The sequence below is a fragment of the Nocardioides sp. WG-D5 genome (genome assembly GCF_054031175.1).
Map to the genome: position 1 here is coordinate 658,352 of NZ_CM132928.1, position 16,722 is coordinate 675,073.

Consider the following 16,722-nt stretch of genomic DNA (forward strand, 5'->3'; position numbering starts at 1 on the left):
CTACGGCTCCGTGGTCGGGGTCGCCGTCTCCGTGGGCGTCGGCTCCGCCGTCGGGTCGGCGGACTCGGTCGGCTCGGCGGTCGGCTCCGGCTCGGCCGAACCCGTGGGGCCGGAGGTGGGCGTCGAACCTCCGGTCTCGATCGGCTCCTCCGGCTCGCGGGGCACCGTCGGGACGCGCGGGTCCTCGGTCACGGTCGGTCCGGGCCTCCTCGGCCCGACCGACTCGCCGTCACCGTGCCCCACGGCGCCAGGACCGGCCGAGGTGCCCGCCGAGGGGCGCTGAGACAGGCCGGCGGAAGGCATCGGCGGCAACGGGTCGACGTCGGGATAGGCGTTCCCGACGTCCTCGTAGCCGGTGACCGGGTCACGGTCGGGCCGTTCGGCCTCCGCCAGCCCGGCGAGGAGCACGACCACCCCGAGGCCGGTCATGACCGCGCCGGTCAGGATGCCTGCCACGGCGACCTGCTTGCTCTGCAACTCGACTCCCTGTACCCGCCCCGCGCATGGTGTGGCGCACAGCGTAGGGCAGTGATGCCTCGGGCGTTACCCTCCCCGGGGCATCGCCGACCGACAGTCGGGAGCCGGGATCAGTCGGTGGGCGTGTCCGAGGGGTCCGGCTCCTCGGTCGCCGGCTCGCTCGGCGACGGCGAGGCGGTGTCGCTCGGCGTCTCGCTGGGGCTCTGGCTCGGCGACTCGCTCGGGGACTCGCTCGGCGACGCCGTCGGGCTCGGACGGCTGGAGGGCCGCACCTCCGACGGAATCTGCGTGGGCCGCGCCGGAAGCGGCGACGTCGACTCCCCGGTGGACTCCTCGACCGAGCGCGGGCTCGCCGGGACCGTCGTCTCGGTGGCCTCGGGCGCCTCGCTTCCCGGAGCCGAGCTGCGCGGCTCGCTCTCCGTCGGCGTGGTCGGCTTCTTCTCCAGCGGCGCGACCGGGGAGACCGGCGAGATCAGGTCGACCCCGGACTCCTCCCCCGCGGCGTAGCTGTGGCCCGGCTCCTCGGCTCCGGCGTTGCCGACGATCAGGCCACCGATCCCGATGCTCGTCATGGCCAGTCCCGTTGCCATTCCGGCCAAGGCGATCTGCTTGCGATGCAACACGATTCCCCCGTGATACCAACGACTCGACAAGTTCTCTGGTCGTGCACAGTAGACCCACAAAGATCGAAACTGTGCGACCACTATCGGGGTGTCGGAGCTCGCTGGCAAGTCCCCGTCATCTATCGTTCGACCGATATAACCCCTGGTAAGGGGCGTGTTCGCCCGGCGCGAACGGCCCGCTCGGGCCTCGTACGCAGCGCTAGGGTGTTGTCATGGGCGAAGTGATCAGGTTTCCCGGCCATGCGCTGCCGGACGACGACAAACCGGCGCCGTTGTGGCGCGAGGCCGCCGGTCAGGTGATCCGCGAGGAGCGATCCCGCCAGGAACGTACGCTCGCCGACGTCGCCGGCGATGCCGGTGTCTCGACGCAGTATCTCTCCGAGATCGAGCGCGGCCGCAAGGAGCCCAGCTCCGAGGTGCTCGAGGCCGTCGGTGGTGCGCTCGGCCTGGGTCTCGTCGACCTGACCGAGCGGGTCACCCGCACGCTGCGCGCGGGCGCCCGCCCGACCGGTCCGATGGCCCTCGCCGCCTGACCCGACCTACCTGGCCACCTCTCAGACCGAGGTGAGCTTGCGGCTCTCCAGCACGGCATCGGCCAGCCCGTACGCCACCGCCTCCTCGGCCCCGAGGACGAGATCGCGCTCGGTGTCGGCGTGGATCTCCTCGGCGCTGCGGCCGCTGTGGCGCGCCAGCAGCGTGTCCATCTCGGCCCGCAGCCGGCCGATCTCCTTCGCCGCGACCTGCAGGTCGGTGACATCGCCCCGCTGACCGTCCTGGCCCGGCTGCTGCAGCACGACCCGCGCGTGCGGGAGGACCGTACGCCGCCCCGGGTCCCCCGCGGCCAGCAGCACCGCGGCCGAACCCGCCGCCTGGCCCACGCACGTGGTCGCGACCGGCGAGCGCAGGAACTGCATCGTGTCGTAGATGCCGAACATCGCGGTCGGGTCGCCGCCCGGGGAGTTGAGATAGAGCTCGATCTGCGTGTCCGGCGCATCCGACTCCAGGTGGATGAGCTGGGCGATCACCACGTTGGCGACACCGTCGTCGATCGGCGTACCGAGATAGACGATCCGGTCCGAGAGCAGGCGGCTGTAGACGTCGAGCGCCCGCTCGCCACGCGGGGTCTTCTCGACGACCGACGGGATCGTGTAGGAGCTCATCGCGCACCCCCGGCCGCCGACAGGCCGAAGGCGACCGACCGCTGCTGCACCGGCGTCACCGACTGCACGTCGTTGAGCACCTCGTCGACGAAGCCGTAGTCACGCGCCTCCTCGGCGGTGAACCAGCGGTCGCGCAGCGAGTCCTGGTCGATCTGCTCGACGCTCTGGCCGGTGTGGGCGGCGGTGATCTCGAGCATCTGCTGGGTCATCCGCGCCAGCCGCGCGGCCTGCACCTCGATGTCGGCCGCGGAGCCGCCGATCCCGGCGGAGCCCTTGTGCAGCAGCACCTCGGTGTGCGGCAGCACGTAGCGCTTCCCCGGGGTGCCCGCGGTCAGCAGGAACTGGCCCATGCTCGCCGCCATCCCCATCCCGAGCGTGGAGACGTCGTTGGGGATCAGGTGCATCACGTCGTAGATCGCCATCCCGGCCGTCACCGAGCCGCCGGGCGAGTTGATGTAGAGGGAGATGTCGCGGTGCGGGTCCTCGGCGCTGAGCAGGAGCAGCTGGGCGCAGATCCGGTTGGCGATCGCGTCGTCCACCTCCTGGCCGAGCACGATGATCCGCTGGTTCTGCAGCCGCGCCGTCAGCTGCTCGTCGAGCGGCCCGGCGGTGATGGGTGTCTGGGTCATGTCCTCGACTCTGACCGACCCCGGGGCCGTGCGAAAGCGAATCCGCCGCAGGCAGATCTGCCCACAGCAGAAGCCCACCCACCCGATAGGTTGCGGTCGTGCGCTGCGTGATTCTCGACGACTATCAGGACGTGGCCCAGACGTACGCCGCGTGGGACTCCCTAGACGGCGTCGAGGTCACCTCCGTGACCGAGCACCTCGCACCGGACGCCCTGGTCCGGGCGCTCGACGGGGTCGAGATCGTGGTGGCGATGCGGGAGCGTACGCCGTTCCCGGCCGGTGTCCTGGAGCGGCTGCCGGCCCTGAGGCTGCTGGTCACGACCGGGCTGCGCAACGCCTCGATCGACCTGGCCGCCGCGGCCCGGCTGGGCATCGCCGTGTGCGGCACGCCGTCGAGCCCTCATCCTCCGGTCGAGCTGACCTGGGCGCTCATCCACGCGCTGACCCGCCACCTCGTGACCGAGGCGACCGGCCACACCTGGCAGCGGACCGTCGGGAGCGACCTCCACGGCCGCACCCTCGGGCTGCTCGGGCTCGGCAAGATCGGCTCCCGGGTCGCGGCCGTGGGGCAGGCGTTCGGGATGGACGTGGTCGCCTGGAGCCCTCACCTCACCGCCGAGCGGGCCGAGCCGCTCGGGGTGCGGGCCGTCGAGAAACACACGCTCTTCGAGACCAGCGACGTGGTCTCGCTCCACCTCGTCCTCTCCGAGGCCACCCGGCACATCGTCGGGCACGCCGACCTGGCCTCGATGAAGCCGACCGCCTACCTGGTGAACACCTCCCGGGCCGGGCTGGTCGACACCGAGGCGCTGGTCGCCCATCTCCGCTCCGGCACGATCGCCGGCGCCGGCCTGGACGTCTACGACGTGGAGCCGCTGCCCGCCGACGACGTGCTGCGGCAGCTCCCGAACGTGGTCGCCACCCCGCACCTCGGCTACGTCACCGAGGACAACTACCGCCGCTTCTACGGTGGCGCCGTCGAGGACATCGCCGCCTGGCTGGCCGGCGACCCGATCCGCCGGCTGCCCCCGAAGGGCGCTTGAGCAGCCCGATCAGCCGAAGCGCCGCACGTACGGCGTGGTGGTGCCGACCTTCACCAGCCCCGAGCGCTCGAGGATCGGCCGGGAGAACTCGGTCGAGTCGCTGTGGATGTAGCGCTTGCCCCGGGCGATGGCGGTGCGGGCGCGGGCGGCGGTCAGGGCGCGGTAGATGCCACGGCCCCGCCACTCCGGCAGCGTCGCGCCGCCCCAGATGCCGGCGAACTCGGTGTTCGGGACCGGGTCGATCCGGCCGGCGCTGACGATCTCGCCGTCCGCCTCGGCGACCCACATCTCGCACTCCCCCGCCGCGATCCGACGCACCACGTCGTCCAACCGTCCCGCGGAGGTCGGTGACCCGAAGACGCCGTCCTGCATGATGCCGGCGGCGCGTACGTCCTCCGCACTCGTGATCGGGCGCAGGACGATCCCGTCGGGCAGCGGCACGTCGACGGCGAGCAGCCGGGCCTCGCCGATCATGATCGACTCCGGCTCCTCCGGCTCGAAGCCGTGCCGGAGCAGGGTCTCGTGCAGCCCCGGAGCGACATCGTGGCCGCGGGTCTTCCACTCGACCTCCTCGATCGTCGGGTCGGCCTCGAAGTGCGCGACCGCCGCCGCGACCAGCGCCTCGATCCCGGCCTCGTCGGCCCCGCCGAGGTCCTGGTAGGAGATGAACCCGCGGCCCGCGTCGAAGGTGATCAGCCGCAGCGGCCCGTGCCGGGTCACCGACACCGCCCCGGGAGTCTCGGCATCGGTTCGCAACTGTTCGTCATAGGCCTTCAGCACGGCGAGAAACCTACGCCGAAAGGATTCGCCGAAGCATGTAGTTATCCGGCGGCCGGCTCCGTTCCCCTCGTGAATGGCGCTTACAAGGAGCGCCCGAAGTGGAAGGGTGAGGACATGCCTCGCTACCTGATGATCCTCGACTACCAAGCCGGCACCGACGAGACTCCCGGCGGGATGGCCGGGTGGAAGCCGGAGGAGGTGCAGGGTCACATGAGCTACTACGAAGCCCTCAACAAGGCGCTGACCGAGTCCGGCGAGCTGGTGCACGTCGAGGCGCTGACACCGCCCGACCAGGCGTTCGTGGTGACCTCCGACGGCGCCGACAGGACCGTCACCGACGGGCCGTTCCAGGAGTTCAAGGAGTGGGTCGCCGGCTACATGATCATCGACGCCGAGACCCAGGAGCGTGCGCTGGAGATCGCCGGTCTCTACTCCGCCGCTCCGGGCCCGGGCGGGCGGCCGATCGAGCAGCCGATCCAGGTGCGCCGGATGTACCACGGCACCGACGGCTCCTCGGTCGACGACACCATCGCCTTCGGCGAGGCGAACATCGAGTGACCGAGGCGATTCCGCAGGACCTGCTGCGTGACCTCACGCCGCAGGTCGTCGCCATCGTGACCCGGCGCTCGGGCGACTTCGACGCCGCCGAGGACGCCGTCCAGGAGGCGTTGATCGAGGCCGTACGCACCTGGCCGGAGCGCGGCGTGCCCGAGCAGCCGCGGGGCTGGCTGGTCACCACCGCGATGCGCCGTCTCGTCGACGCCAAGCGCAGCGAGTCGCGCCGACGTGACCGCGAGCATGCCGACCACCTCGCCGAGCCCGAGTGGCAGGAGACGTCGTCGGCGGTCGACGACTCCCTGGACGTACTCCTGCTCTGCTGCCATCCCAGCCTCACCCCGGCCTCGGCGGTGGCGCTGACCCTGCGGGCGGTCGGCGGGCTCACCACCCGGGAGATCGCGCACGCCTACCTCGTCCCGGAGAAGACGATGGCGCAGCGGATCTCCCGGGCGAAGGCCACGATCAAGGGCCGGTCGCTCGGGATCGACGGCACCGCCGACCTCGCCGCGCGGATCCCGGCGATGCTGAAGGTGCTCTACCTGCTCTTCAACGAGGGGTACGTCGCGACCGAGGGCGACCGCCTGCAGCGGGTCGACCTGTGTGCCGAGGCCATCCGGCTCACCCGGCTCGCCCGCACCGCGCTCACCCGGATGACCGGGACCGGCCACGGCGAGCTCGGTGGGCTGCTCGCGCTGATGCTGCTGCTCGACGCGCGTCGCCCGGCCCGGGTCGACGCCCACGGCGCCGTGGTCCCGCTGGCCGACCAGGACCGGAGCCGGTGGCGGCCCGAGGCCACCCGCGAGGGCGTCGCCCTGGTCGACGCCGTCATCGGCACCGGCCGACCGGGGACCTACCAGATCCAGGCCGCCATCGCCGCGCTCCACAACCGGGCGGCCTCCGCGGAGGAGACCGACTGGCTGCAGATCAGTGCGCTCTACGGGCTGCTGGAGAAGGTCGCGCCCGGACCGATCGTGACCCTCAACAAGGCCGTCGCGGTCGGCTACGCCGACGGTCCGGGCCCCGCGCTGGCGCTCCTCGACGACCTCCTGCGCAGCTGTGCCGAGAACGGGGACGCCGGCTTCGCCGACCATCCGCGGGTGCCCGCCGTGCGCGCTCATCTGCTCGAGCTCGCCGGCGACCTGGACGGTGCTGCGGCTGCGTACGAGCTGGCGTCGGTGCGCGCCACCAACCTCGCCGAGCGCCGCTTCCTGACGTCGAAGGCGGCCGCGCTGCGCGATGCTCGCTGCTGAGGCGGAAGCGAGGCCCTGCTGAGTTCTACTGAGAACCGTTCTCAGGCTACGCTGTGCCTGTGATCGAACTGCGCACGCCGACCCAGATCGAGCAGATGAAGCCTGCCGGCCGATTCGTGGCCGATGTCCTGACCGCACTCCGCGAGCACGCCGCCGTGGGTGTGAACCTGCTCGAGCTCGACGAGCTGGCGCACAAGATGATCAAGGACCGCGGCGCGGAGTCGTGCTACATCGACTACCACCCGAGCTTCGGCGCGATGCCGTTCGGCAAGGTGCTCTGCACCTCGGTCAACGACGGCGTGCTCCACGGCCTGCCCTTCGACTACAAGCTGCAGGACGGCGACCTGCTCAGCGTCGACTTCGCCGCGAGCGTCGACGGCTGGGTCGCCGACTCGGCCCTCTCCGTCGTCGTCGGCACGCCCCGCCAGGAGGACCTCGACCTGATCGAGACCACCACGCAGGCGCTCGCCGCAGGCATCGACGCCGCCCGCGTCGGCAACAAGGTCGGCGACATCTCCCACGCGATCGCCAGCGTCGCGCGCGCCAAGGGCCTCAAGATCAACACCCAGTTCGGCGGCCACGGCGTCGGCCGCACGATGCACGGCGACCCGCACATCGCCAACGACGGCCGCCCCGGCCGCGGCTTCAAGCTGCAGCCCGGTCTCGTGATCGCGATCGAGCCGTGGTTCCTGCACACCACCGACGAGATCTTCACCGACCCCGACGGCTGGACCCTGCGCAGCGCCGACGGCTCCCGCGGCGCCCACATGGAGCACACCGTCGCGATCACCGAGGACGGGCCGCTCATCCTCACCGCGCGCGAGAGCGACTGATCCACGACGCACGCGACGGCGCCCCGCTCCCGATCGGGAGCGGGGCGCCGTGCGTTGACGCCTACGACAGGTTCACCGCCGTGTCGTCGATCAGGAAGCTCGTCCCGAGGGAGGAGTCCTCCGTACCGGTGAAGGTGAGGGTGACCGTCGACCCCGCCTGGCCGTTGAGGCTCAGCGACTTCTGGACATAGCCCGAACCCTTGTTCAGGTTGGAGTAGGTGGCCAGGGTGGTGGACCCGGCCTTGACCGTCAGCTTGTCGTACGCCGAGGTCGTGGTCGTCTCATCGGAGTCGACGTAGAGCCAGAACGTCAGCGTCGCCGCACACCCCGCCGGGATGGTGACCGACTGCGAGAGCGAGTCCGTGTGGGTGCTGCCGTAGCCGTTCAGCCAGGCCTTGTACGACCCCGAGTGCGCCGGCGCGCCCGTCGAGCTGTCGATCACGCCCGAGGAGGCGGTCCAGCCGGTCGTGCCGGACTCGAAGCCCGGGTTGGTCAGCTTCTGGCCCGAGCAGGTGCCGCCACCGGTCCCGGAGACGGTGAAGGTGAACTGCACCGAGCCGGTCGCACCGGTCGAGTCGGTCGCGGTGACGGTCGGCGTATAGGTGCCGGCCGTGGTCGGCGTACCCGAGACGGTGCCCGAGGACGAGATCGAGACTCCGGCGGGAAGACCGGTCGCGGTGTAGGTGTAGGGCGAGGTGCCGCCGGAGGCCGAGACCGCGAAGGACGAGATCGCGGTGCCGACCGTTCCGGTCTTGGAGCCCGGCGAGGTCACCGTGACCGAGCCGGTGCCGCCACCGGGCGTGCAGGTCGGGTCACCGGTCTGGGCCGGCACCGAGACGGCGTTCCAGGCCGCCTTGACCGCGTTGAACTCGGTGCAGGTCGTGGTGCCGTACAGGTTCTTGGCCGCGGTGAGCGTCCAGGTGCGGTACTTCAGGTACGACGACGACGAGGTCTTGAGCAGCATCGCGTTGTACATGATCTTCATCGCCTTCTGGATCCCGACACCGGTGACGGTGGACCCGTTGCAGGTCGGCGAGGCCGGCTGGCCGTTGGTCGGGTTGGACCCCTCGGCGAGCAGGTAGAACCAGTGGTTGCCCGGTCCGGCCGCGGCGTGGACCTCGTCGTTGGGCGTCGAGGACGAGTAGCAGTTGTCGTCACCGGCCAGCGAGGGGTTGTACATGTTGCGGATCGGTCCGTTGCCCACCAGGTCGATCTCCTCGCCGACGAGGTAGTCGGGGGTGTCGTTGGCGGTCTGGTTGTCGTACCACTCGGTCGCCGCACCGAAGGTGTCCGCGACGAACTCCTGGGTGTTGCCACCCGAGATCCCACCCGGGGTGTGGTCGTCGATGCCGTGGCCGAACTCGTGCGCGACGACGTCGAGCGAGCCGATCCAGCGCGAGCCGGACTGCGAGTGGCCGATCTGCACCTGGGTGCCGTCGTAGTAGGCGTTCACGTCGTTGAGGCCGACGCGGACCGGCAGCCAGCCACCCGAGCCGTCCATGCCCGAGCGGCCCAGCCACGAGGTGAGCATGCCCTTCTCCTGCTGGGCTGCGTAGAAGGCGTCGACACAGCCGGTCTCCCGGTTGGTCGGGTCGCCGTTGCCCCAGGAGTCGTCGGTGCCGGTGTAGGTCACGTTGCCGGAGGAGTTCTGGCACTTGAGGGTGGTGGCCGACGGGTCGGTCAGGGAGTAGGTGGAGCCGGAGAGCTGCGTCTGGATCGAGACGGTCCCGGAGTAGCCCGAGCTGCCGGTGCCCTCGACGACGTGCTCCTTGGTGGAGAGCACCTTGCCGGTGGCGGCGTCGACGAAGACGGACAGCCGCGAGGGCTCGCCCGCGCGGGTGCCGGTCACGATCGTCTCGTACGCCAGGTCCGACCCGGCATCGCCCTGGACGATGACCAGCTCGGTGGACTCGACAGCCGGCTTGGTCACCTGGCTCTTGGCGACCGTCCGTGCCTTCGCCTCGGTGATGGCCGGCGTCGTGGTCGACACCTTGACCGGTGCGTCCTGGGCGACCGAGGTGCCCAGCAGGTTGCCCTCGGCGTCGGCGGCGACCACGAAGTCTCCGCCGACGACGCGCAGGCCCCGGTGGGTGCGGTCGTAGGAGACGTACTGCAGCCCGGAGGACTGGTACGTCGTCAGCCTGACCGCCTCGTCGGCGGCGCCGAGCTTCAGCACCTCGGGATCGGCGGCGACGAAGGCGGCGGCCGACCTCTCCGCCCTGCTCTTCGCCTGCTTGCCGCTGACGACCGCGCGGCCGTCGTCGGTCTCCTGGGATGTGACGGTGCCCTTCGCGGGCTTGGGGTCGCTGGCCGCCTGCACGCCTGTGGGCATGCTGATGGCGGCCACTGCCGAGATGAGGGCCATGGTCAGGCCCTGCGCTACGCGTCTGTTGTTCACGCAGACTCTCCTTGAGCCGGCCCCGCCGAGGCGGAGCAGCCGATGTTGACCAGTGGACACTGGCGATCGGCCGCGGAGCCGGTCAATGCGCTTGCTGCCTCACGATCGCGCACTGCAGCGAGTCGCATTTACGACAACATATGAATACCCATGGGCACATGTCGGATGCGTCAGTTTCGTGCGTCGAGCCGGAGGCGGTCGCCTGCCACGGCGGGCCAGGAGATGGCCCGAAATAGAAGTCAGCCGCTGGCGTCTCGGGTCACCAGCGGCTGACAAGAAGAACGTTAGCCGACAGATCCGCGGCTATGCAAGCACCTGCAATGCAAAAGTGTGCAAATGATTCCGACGGACCATGGAAAGTAGTCCGGCAAGGCTACTGACGCGGGTTCTTCGAGCGCTGCGTACGTCGCGCGTCCCGCTGGCGGCGCAGGCGGCGCACCAGGACGCCGTCGTAGGCGAGCGCCTCGGGCTTGTCGATCAGATCGTTGACGGCACGGTGGTAGTCGGCAGCGCTCATCCCCAGCTGCTCCCGGACGGCCTCGTCGCGGCCGGTGCCTGCCGACCACCAGGAGCGCTCGAAGTCGAGCAGTCGCTTCTCGTTCTCGGACAGGCCCGGCTGCTCATCGGCAGACCCGGGGCTGTGGGGCGCCTCGGTCATGCGTCCATCATCCCAGGCTCGCCGGCCACCGTCGAAAACCGCCACGCGCCACCGCCTCGGACGCGCTGCCTACTAACTACGGGGCATAGCCCATCCGGGCTATCTTCATAAAACTGCAGATCAACTCTTTGATGCACGCCAGATCGTCGGCTAATGTTTTCCATGTCAGCCGCTGGTGACCCGAGACGCCAGCGGCTGACTTCTGTTTTGCCGGGTCTTCTGCGGGCGACTACGCCTCGGCCGTGTCCTCGCCGTGCGTGCCCGGCCGCGGCGCCCAGGGCAGCTCCTTCGCGGCCCGCACGACGACGAGCCGGTCCCCTCGCGACAGGGTGCCGACGACCGGGTCGAAGTAGCGGAAGACCTTCTCGTCGCGTACGACCGCGATCACCTGGTCGGCGAGCTGCTGCGGCTGCTTGCCGACCTCGTTGACCAGCAGGTCACGCTCGGCGACCTCCAGCCCGATACCGGAGTTGAGCAGGTCCTCCATGACCGAGCCGAGGGTCGGAGAGATGGTGGACAGACCCATCAGCCGGCCGACCGCGTCGGCGGAGGTGATCACCGAGTCGGCGCCCGACTGCTTCATCAGCGGCGCGTTCTCGCGCTCCCGCGCCGCGGCGACGATCCAGGCCTGGGGGTTGATCTGCCGCACCGTCAGGATGGTGAGCACGTTGGAGTCGTCGCGGTTGGTGGTGATGATGACCTGCTCCGCGTCCTTGACCCCGGCCCGCATCAGCACCTCGCGGCGCGTCGCGTCGCCGGTGACGACCGCGATCCCGTCCGAGTGGGCGTCCGAGCGGGCCACCGGGTCGGGGTCGACGACGACGAACTCCTCGGGGTCGGCACCGTTGCTGAGCAGCGTCTCGACCGCGCTGCGGCCCTTGGTGCCGTAGCCCACGACGACGATGTGCTGAGACATCTTCTTCCTCCAGCGAGCGACTCGGATGAGGTCACGGCCCTGCTTGGTGAGGACCTCGAGGGTGGTGCCGATCAGCAGCACCAGGAACGCGATGCGAGCCGGCGTGATGATGAACGCGTTGATCATCCGGGCATGGTCGGCGACCGGCGCGATGTCGCCGTAGCCGGTCGTGCTCAGCGTGACGGTCGTGTAGTAGATCGCGTCCATCAGGCTGATCCGGCCCGTGGGATCGTTGTTGTCGGCGTAGGCGCCGCGGTCGAGATAGACCAGCAGGACCGTGCCGACCAGGATCGCCATCGCGGCCAGCAGCCGGCGCCCGAGCTGCCACCACGGCGACCGCACCGTCTCCGGAAGAGCGACCTGCTCGACCCCGGCCCACCTGGGGGCGTATGCGCTTGTCTCGGACACGTCCCGACCCTATAGCCCAGCCTCTATCGTCTCTCGTATGAGTGCCTCCGACATCCGTCGTGTCACCAACCAGGCTCCGCCGCTCGCCGGTCACAACGTGGTCGCCGGCGACGCCGCCCTCTCGGCGGCGGTCCTGCGCCACGCCGACGAGCAGACCCTCGACTCGCTGGTCTCGCTGGGTGCCGAGGCCGGCAGCGCCGAGGCGCAGGAGCACGGGCGCCTCGCCAACCGCTTCCACCCCGAGCTGGTCCCCTACGACCGCTACGGCAACCGGATCGACGAGGTCTCCTTCCACCCTTCCTGGCACTGGCTGATGGAGAGGGCCGTCGGCCACGGACTGGCCGCGGCGCCGTGGGCGCCGGCGGGTGCGAGCGATGGGGCTGGACACGCCCACGTACGCCGCGCCGCCGGGTTCCTGGCCTGGTCCCAGACCGAGCCGGGCCACCTGTGCCCCATCTCCATGACGTACGCAGCGGTCCCCGCGCTGCGCGCCGACGAGTCCCTCGCCGCGGAGTGGGTGCCCAGGCTCGCCTCCACGATCTACGACTTCGGCCTGCGCGACCCCGCGGAGAAGCTCGGCGCCCTGGCGGGCATAGGGATGACCGAGAAGCAGGGTGGCTCGGACGTACGCCAGAACGTCACCGAGGCCCGGCCTCTGGGTGGCGACGTCTACGAGCTGCACGGGCACAAGTGGTTCACGTCGGCCCCGATGAACGACGTCTTCCTGGTGCTGGCCCAGGCGCCCGACGGCCTCACCTGCTTCCTGCTCCCCCGGGTCCTGCCCGGAGGCGAGCGCAACCGCCTGGACGTGGTGCGGCTCAAGGACAAGCTCGGCAACCGCTCCAACGCCAGCGCGGAGCTCGAGTTCCGCGGCACGACGGCCTACCGGCTCGGCGCGGAGGGGCGTGGCGTACGCACCATCATCGAGATGGTCGCCGCCACCCGCCTCGACTGCGTGCTGGGCTCGGCCGCGCTGATGCGCCGCGCCGTGGCCGAGGCGAGCTGGCACGTCGCCCACCGCTCGGCCTTCGGCGGCACGCTGGCTGACAAGCCGCTGATGCAGAACGTGGTCGCCGACCTGGCCGTCGAGTCCGAGGCGGCCACCGCGCTGGCGATGCGCCTGGCCGCGGCGGTCGACCGTCCTGACGACCTGCACGAGCAGGCCCTGCGCCGCATCGGCCTGCCGCTGGCGAAGTTCTGGGTCTGCAAGCGCACCCCTGCCCACGTGGCGGAGGCGCTGGAGTGCCTGGGCGGCAACGGCTACGTCGAGGAGTCGGTGATGCCCCTGCTCTTCCGCGAATCCCCGCTCAACTCGGTCTGGGAGGGCTCCGGCAACGTCAACGCCCTCGACGTCCTGCGCGCGATCCAGCGCGAGCCCTCGGTCCTCGACGCCTGGATCACCGAGGTGGGCAGCGCCAAGGGCGCCGACCGGCGCTACGACCGCGCCGTCGACTCCACTCTCGCCCTGCTGGGCGAGTCCATGAGCAGCCCGGAGGAGCTGGAGCGCTCCGCGAGGCGCCTGGCCGGCAGCATGGCCGCGCTCCTCCAGGGAAGCCTCCTGGTCCGGTACGGGCCCGAGGAGGTCGCCGACATCTTCTGCGCCAGCCGGCTCTCCGGGCACGGCGGGACGTACGGCATGCTCGCCGGCGGCGACCAGAAGGCCGTCGTGCAGCGGGCGACACCGACGCTATAGCGGTCGCGTCGTCGCCTGGACGAACGGCGCGGCGGGCGCCACGCCCCCGAGGGAGACATGACGCCCGCCGTGCACGGACGGAGCTCAGCCCTTCACGGACCCAGCGGTGAGTCCACGGACGAAGTAGCGCTGCAGCGAGAAGAACACGAGCAGCGGCACCGTCATGGTGATGAACGCACCCGCGGTGAGCAGGTGCCACTCCTGGCCCTTGTCGCCGATCAGGTCACGCAGCGTGATCGTGACGACCTCGTTGTCACCCGCTCCGAGGAAGATCAGCGCGACGAGGAGGTCGTTCCAGACCCAGAGGAACTGGAAGATCGCGAACGCCGCCAGCGCGGGTACCGACATCGGGACGATCAGCCTCCAGAAGGTCTGGAAGTGGGACGCCCCGTCGATCTCGGCCGACTCGATGATCTCGTGAGGCAGGCTCGACATGTAGTTGCGCAGGATGTAGACCGCCAGCGGCATCCCGAACCCGGTGTGGGCCAGCCACACCGCGAGGAAGGTGCCGTTGAGGTCGTAGTCGCTGAACAGGTTGAGCAGCGGGACGAAGGCCACCTGCAGAGGCACGACCAACAGCCCGACGATCAGCATGAACAGCACGTTGCGTCCCCAGAACCGCATGAACGTGAACGCGTACGCAGCGAACGCAGCGATCATGATCGGCAGCACCGTCGCGGGGACGGAGACGACGATCGAGTTCACGAAGGCGTTGGCCATCCCGCTCTCGAGGACCTGGGAGTAGCTGTCCAGCGTCCACTGGGAGAACGGGTCGGTGACGACCGTCCACCACCCCGACGTCTTGACGTCGGCCTCGTCGCGGAACGACGAGACCAGCAGCCCGAGGGTCGGGATGAACCAGAGGACGCACAACAGGATGATGGCGACGCGGACAGCGAGGCCGCCCATGGTCAACTGCCTCATCAGCGGGCCTCCTGCTTCTTGAACTGGCGCATCTGGTAGATCATCACCGGGATCACGGCGATCATCAGGACGACCACGACCGCCGCCGCCCGGCCGGCGTCACCGAACTCGAAGAGCTCGACGAAGAAGGTGTTGGCCAGCACCGAGGTGCCGGACCGACCACCGGTCATGACGTAGACGATGTCGAAGACCTTCAGGACCAGGATGAGGATGGTCACGAAGACCACGATCACCGTCGGCCAGATCTGCGGCACGACGACCTTGAAGAAGATCTGGACCTCGCTGGCCCCGTCGATGCGGGCGGCCTCGACCGTGTCGTCGGGGACCCCCTTGATCGCCGAGGAGAGCAGCACCATCGCGAACCCGGCCTGCAGCCAGACCATGATGACGATCAGGAGCAGGTCGTTGAGGCTGCCGGTCTGGATCCGGAGCCAGGCGACCGGCTCGAAACCAAGGCTGGTCGAGATCGCCGAGAGTAGCCCGATCTGCTTGTCCCCCTGCGCGAACCGGGTCGCGTAGACGAAGCCCCAGATCGTGCTCGCCCCGACGAAGCTGATCGCCATCGGCATGAAGATGACCGACTTCGCGATCCGCTCCGGCAGCGCCTTGAGCCGGTCGGCCAGCACCGCCACGAGCAGGCCGACGATGACGCTGCCCGCCGGGACGATGAGGATCCACAGCAGGTTGTTGAACAACGTGCCGAGGAACTCCTTGTCCTGGAACAGGTCGGTGTAGTTCTGGAAGCCCACCCAGTTGATGCTGTTGGCATCGGCGAAGCTGAAGATCACCGTCATCAGGGCCGGGTAGATCAGGAAGACCGTGACCACCAGAACGGCCGGGCCGACGAAGACGTACGGCTTGATCCGCCTGTCCCACTTGCCGGGGAGCAGCCCCACCAGGAAGTTGAGCACCCAGTAGATCGCGGCCATGCCGCCGACCCCCAGGACGATCGCGACCAGGCCGTTGACGATCTTCAGGAAAGGATCATCGCTCATCCTCGCCAGCTCTCCTCGATCGCGTCGGCAGCCTCCTGAGCGCTCTTCTCACCTCCGACGTAGGCGTTCATCTCGCTCCAGAACGTGCCGGCGCCGACCTGCGCGGGCATCAGGTCCGACCCGTCGAAGCGGAAGGTGTCGGCGTCCTGCAGCAGGGTCGCGATCTCCCCGAACATCGGGTCGGCGTAGTTGGAGTTGTCGAACTCGGTGCTCGGCGAGAGCCAGCCGCCGGCCTTGGCCCACTCGGCACCGAAGTCGGGAGACGCGAAGAACTCCATCAGCTCGACCACGTCGGTGTCGTTGGTGAAGGCGGTCGCCATGTCACCGCCACCGAGCACCGGAGTGCCCTCGAAGCCGCCCTCCATGTTGCCCGGGAGCGCGAAGACGCTGACGTTGCCGGCCAGGTCCTGCTGGACGTCCTTCGGGAAGAAGGTCGTGATGAAGTTGGCCTGGCGGTGCATCTCGCAGCCCGGCGGGTCGGTGAACAGCGGCAGGGGCGAGTCACCGAAGGGCTCGCTCAGCGTGCCGTCGGCCCCGCCGCGTACGTTCTTCGGCTTGTTGATGATGTCGCCCATGGTCTCGATCGCCTGGACGATCTTCGGGTCGTTGAACGGGACCTCGTGGTTGACCCAGTCGTCGTAGAACTCCGGGCCCTCCTGGCGCAGGACGATCTCCTCGACCCAGTCGGTGTAGACCCAGCCGGTGTCGGCACCGGCCTCGGCACCGAAACACCACGGGGTCTGGCCCTTGGCGATGATGTCGTCCTGGAGCGACATCAGCTCGTCCCAGGTCGTGGGGGTCTTGTAGCCGGACTCCTCGAAGTTCTTCGGGGTCCAGACCAGCGACTTCATCGAGACCCGGATCGGGACGCCGTAGGTCTTGTCATCGATCTCGACCGAGTCCATCAGGCCCGGGATCATCGTGTCGTCGAGCTTGTCGACGTCGATGAGGTCGTCGAGCGGAAGCGTGTCACCCGACTCGGTCAGGTCACCCACCAGACCGGGCTGCGGGAAGAGCGCGATGTCGGGGGCATCGTTTCCGTTGACCTTGGTGCGGATCTCGGTCGTGAAGTCGGTGGACGGGGTGTAGGTGACCTTGATCCCCGTCTCGTCGGTAAAGGTCTTGAGCGCCGCATTGAGGCCCACGGCCTCGCCCTCGGGGATGGCACCGAGGATCTGGATGCTGCCGTCGCCCTCTTCGGTATCGCCGGCATCGTTGCTGCCGCCGCCACCCGGCACACCACAGCCGGTCACGGCGAGCAGACCTACGGCTACTGCTCCGATTTGCCACTTGCGCACGTGCATTGGAATTGCACCCTCCATCGTCGTTTGATCCACGGAGTCGTGCCACGCAGGCCGCGTCGGGTCCACGAGGCAG

At 69.5% G+C, this 16,722-nt stretch carries 17 protein-coding genes; 7 read left to right on the forward strand and 10 right to left on the reverse strand.

What is annotated here, in order from left to right; genetic code table 11:
- The gene (locus ACWZJV_RS03245) at positions 1 to 477 is read right to left on the reverse strand and encodes a hypothetical protein (RefSeq protein ID WP_457180211.1); all 477 of its coding nucleotides are present in this window, start codon (positions 475 to 477) and stop codon (positions 1 to 3) included.
- Between the two features lie 117 nt (positions 478 to 594).
- On the opposite strand from ACWZJV_RS03245, the gene ACWZJV_RS03250 reads away from it, so the two are divergent.
- Both ACWZJV_RS03250 and ACWZJV_RS03255 read left to right on the forward strand, forming a co-directional pair.
- Positions 595 to 984: a hypothetical protein gene (locus ACWZJV_RS03250; protein WP_457180212.1), complete on the forward strand. Its 390-nt coding sequence runs from the start codon at positions 595 to 597 to the stop codon at positions 982 to 984.
- 328 nt (positions 985 to 1,312) lie between these two features.
- Complete coding sequence (locus ACWZJV_RS03255) at positions 1,313 to 1,633, forward strand: helix-turn-helix domain-containing protein (RefSeq protein WP_008357191.1); 321 nt, start codon at positions 1,313 to 1,315, stop codon at positions 1,631 to 1,633.
- Between the two features lie 21 nt (positions 1,634 to 1,654).
- On the opposite strand, the gene ACWZJV_RS03260 is transcribed toward ACWZJV_RS03255, so the two are convergent.
- Positions 1,655 to 2,260 carry a ClpP family protease gene (locus tag ACWZJV_RS03260; RefSeq protein WP_196873732.1) on the reverse strand — a complete coding sequence of 202 codons (606 nt, stop codon included), beginning with the start codon at positions 2,258 to 2,260 and terminating at the stop codon, positions 1,655 to 1,657.
- The gene (locus ACWZJV_RS03265; RefSeq protein ID WP_008357196.1) at positions 2,257 to 2,889 is read right to left on the reverse strand and encodes a ClpP family protease; all 633 of its coding nucleotides are present in this window, start codon (positions 2,887 to 2,889) and stop codon (positions 2,257 to 2,259) included. The genes ACWZJV_RS03260 and ACWZJV_RS03265 overlap by 4 nt, the downstream gene beginning before the upstream one ends.
- Before the next feature lie 98 nt (positions 2,890 to 2,987).
- Between ACWZJV_RS03265 and ACWZJV_RS03270 the strand changes: the two genes are divergently transcribed.
- On the forward strand, positions 2,988 to 3,932 hold the full coding sequence (locus tag ACWZJV_RS03270; protein WP_457180213.1) for a D-2-hydroxyacid dehydrogenase family protein: 945 nt from the start codon (positions 2,988 to 2,990) through the stop codon (positions 3,930 to 3,932).
- A 9-nt stretch (positions 3,933 to 3,941) separates the two neighbouring features.
- Here the strand turns inward: ACWZJV_RS03270 and ACWZJV_RS03275 are convergent, their stop codons facing one another.
- Complete coding sequence (locus ACWZJV_RS03275) at positions 3,942 to 4,712, reverse strand: GNAT family N-acetyltransferase (protein WP_457180214.1); 771 nt, start codon at positions 4,710 to 4,712, stop codon at positions 3,942 to 3,944.
- Positions 4,713 to 4,826: 114 nt separating this feature from the next.
- Here ACWZJV_RS03275 and ACWZJV_RS03280 point away from each other — a divergent pair, with 114 nt between their 5' ends.
- From ACWZJV_RS03280 to map, 3 genes are read left to right on the forward strand one after another with little or no spacing between them, the layout of a single operon-like run.
- On the forward strand, positions 4,827 to 5,270 hold the full coding sequence (locus tag ACWZJV_RS03280) for a YciI family protein (protein ID WP_040754983.1): 444 nt from the start codon (positions 4,827 to 4,829) through the stop codon (positions 5,268 to 5,270).
- Positions 5,267 to 6,520, forward strand: coding sequence for an RNA polymerase sigma factor (locus ACWZJV_RS03285; protein WP_457180215.1), 1,254 nt, complete (start codon positions 5,267 to 5,269; stop codon positions 6,518 to 6,520). Before ACWZJV_RS03280 ends, ACWZJV_RS03285 begins: the two co-directional genes overlap by 4 nt.
- Before the next feature lie 59 nt (positions 6,521 to 6,579).
- Positions 6,580 to 7,353, forward strand: a complete 774-nt coding sequence (gene map / locus ACWZJV_RS03290; RefSeq protein ID WP_008357203.1) for a type I methionyl aminopeptidase — start codon at positions 6,580 to 6,582, stop codon at positions 7,351 to 7,353.
- A gap of 61 nt (positions 7,354 to 7,414) precedes the next feature.
- Here map and ACWZJV_RS03295 read toward each other — a convergent pair whose 3' ends face one another.
- From ACWZJV_RS03295 to ACWZJV_RS03305, 3 genes are all read right to left on the reverse strand, one after another.
- Positions 7,415 to 9,751, reverse strand: coding sequence for a M4 family metallopeptidase (locus ACWZJV_RS03295; protein WP_457180216.1), 2,337 nt, complete (start codon positions 9,749 to 9,751; stop codon positions 7,415 to 7,417).
- Positions 9,752 to 10,124: 373 nt separating this feature from the next.
- The gene (locus tag ACWZJV_RS03300; RefSeq protein WP_008357206.1) at positions 10,125 to 10,409 is read right to left on the reverse strand and encodes a DUF3263 domain-containing protein; all 285 of its coding nucleotides are present in this window, start codon (positions 10,407 to 10,409) and stop codon (positions 10,125 to 10,127) included.
- 229 nt (positions 10,410 to 10,638) lie between these two features.
- A complete protein-coding gene (locus ACWZJV_RS03305; protein WP_008357208.1) occupies positions 10,639 to 11,733 on the reverse strand; it encodes a potassium channel family protein in 1,095 nt (364 codons plus the stop codon).
- A 37-nt stretch (positions 11,734 to 11,770) separates the two neighbouring features.
- Between ACWZJV_RS03305 and ACWZJV_RS03310 the strand changes: the two genes are divergently transcribed.
- A complete protein-coding gene (locus ACWZJV_RS03310) occupies positions 11,771 to 13,426 on the forward strand; it encodes an acyl-CoA dehydrogenase family protein (protein ID WP_457180217.1) in 1,656 nt (551 codons plus the stop codon).
- A gap of 84 nt (positions 13,427 to 13,510) precedes the next feature.
- Here ACWZJV_RS03310 and ACWZJV_RS03315 read toward each other — a convergent pair whose 3' ends face one another.
- The 3 genes from ACWZJV_RS03315 to ACWZJV_RS03325 are packed head-to-tail and all read right to left on the reverse strand — an operon-like array spanning position 13,511 to position 16,643.
- Positions 13,511 to 14,350 (reverse strand): carbohydrate ABC transporter permease, encoded by an 840-nt coding sequence (locus ACWZJV_RS03315; RefSeq protein ID WP_008357212.1) that lies wholly within the window; start codon positions 14,348 to 14,350, stop codon positions 13,511 to 13,513.
- Positions 14,350 to 15,345, reverse strand: coding sequence for a carbohydrate ABC transporter permease (locus ACWZJV_RS03320; RefSeq protein WP_008357214.1), 996 nt, complete (start codon positions 15,343 to 15,345; stop codon positions 14,350 to 14,352). The genes ACWZJV_RS03315 and ACWZJV_RS03320 overlap by 1 nt, the downstream gene beginning before the upstream one ends.
- The gene (locus ACWZJV_RS03325; RefSeq protein WP_457180218.1) at positions 15,342 to 16,643 is read right to left on the reverse strand and encodes an ABC transporter substrate-binding protein; all 1,302 of its coding nucleotides are present in this window, start codon (positions 16,641 to 16,643) and stop codon (positions 15,342 to 15,344) included. Before ACWZJV_RS03325 ends, ACWZJV_RS03320 begins: the two co-directional genes overlap by 4 nt.
- Positions 16,644 to 16,722: the final 79 nt, after the last annotated feature.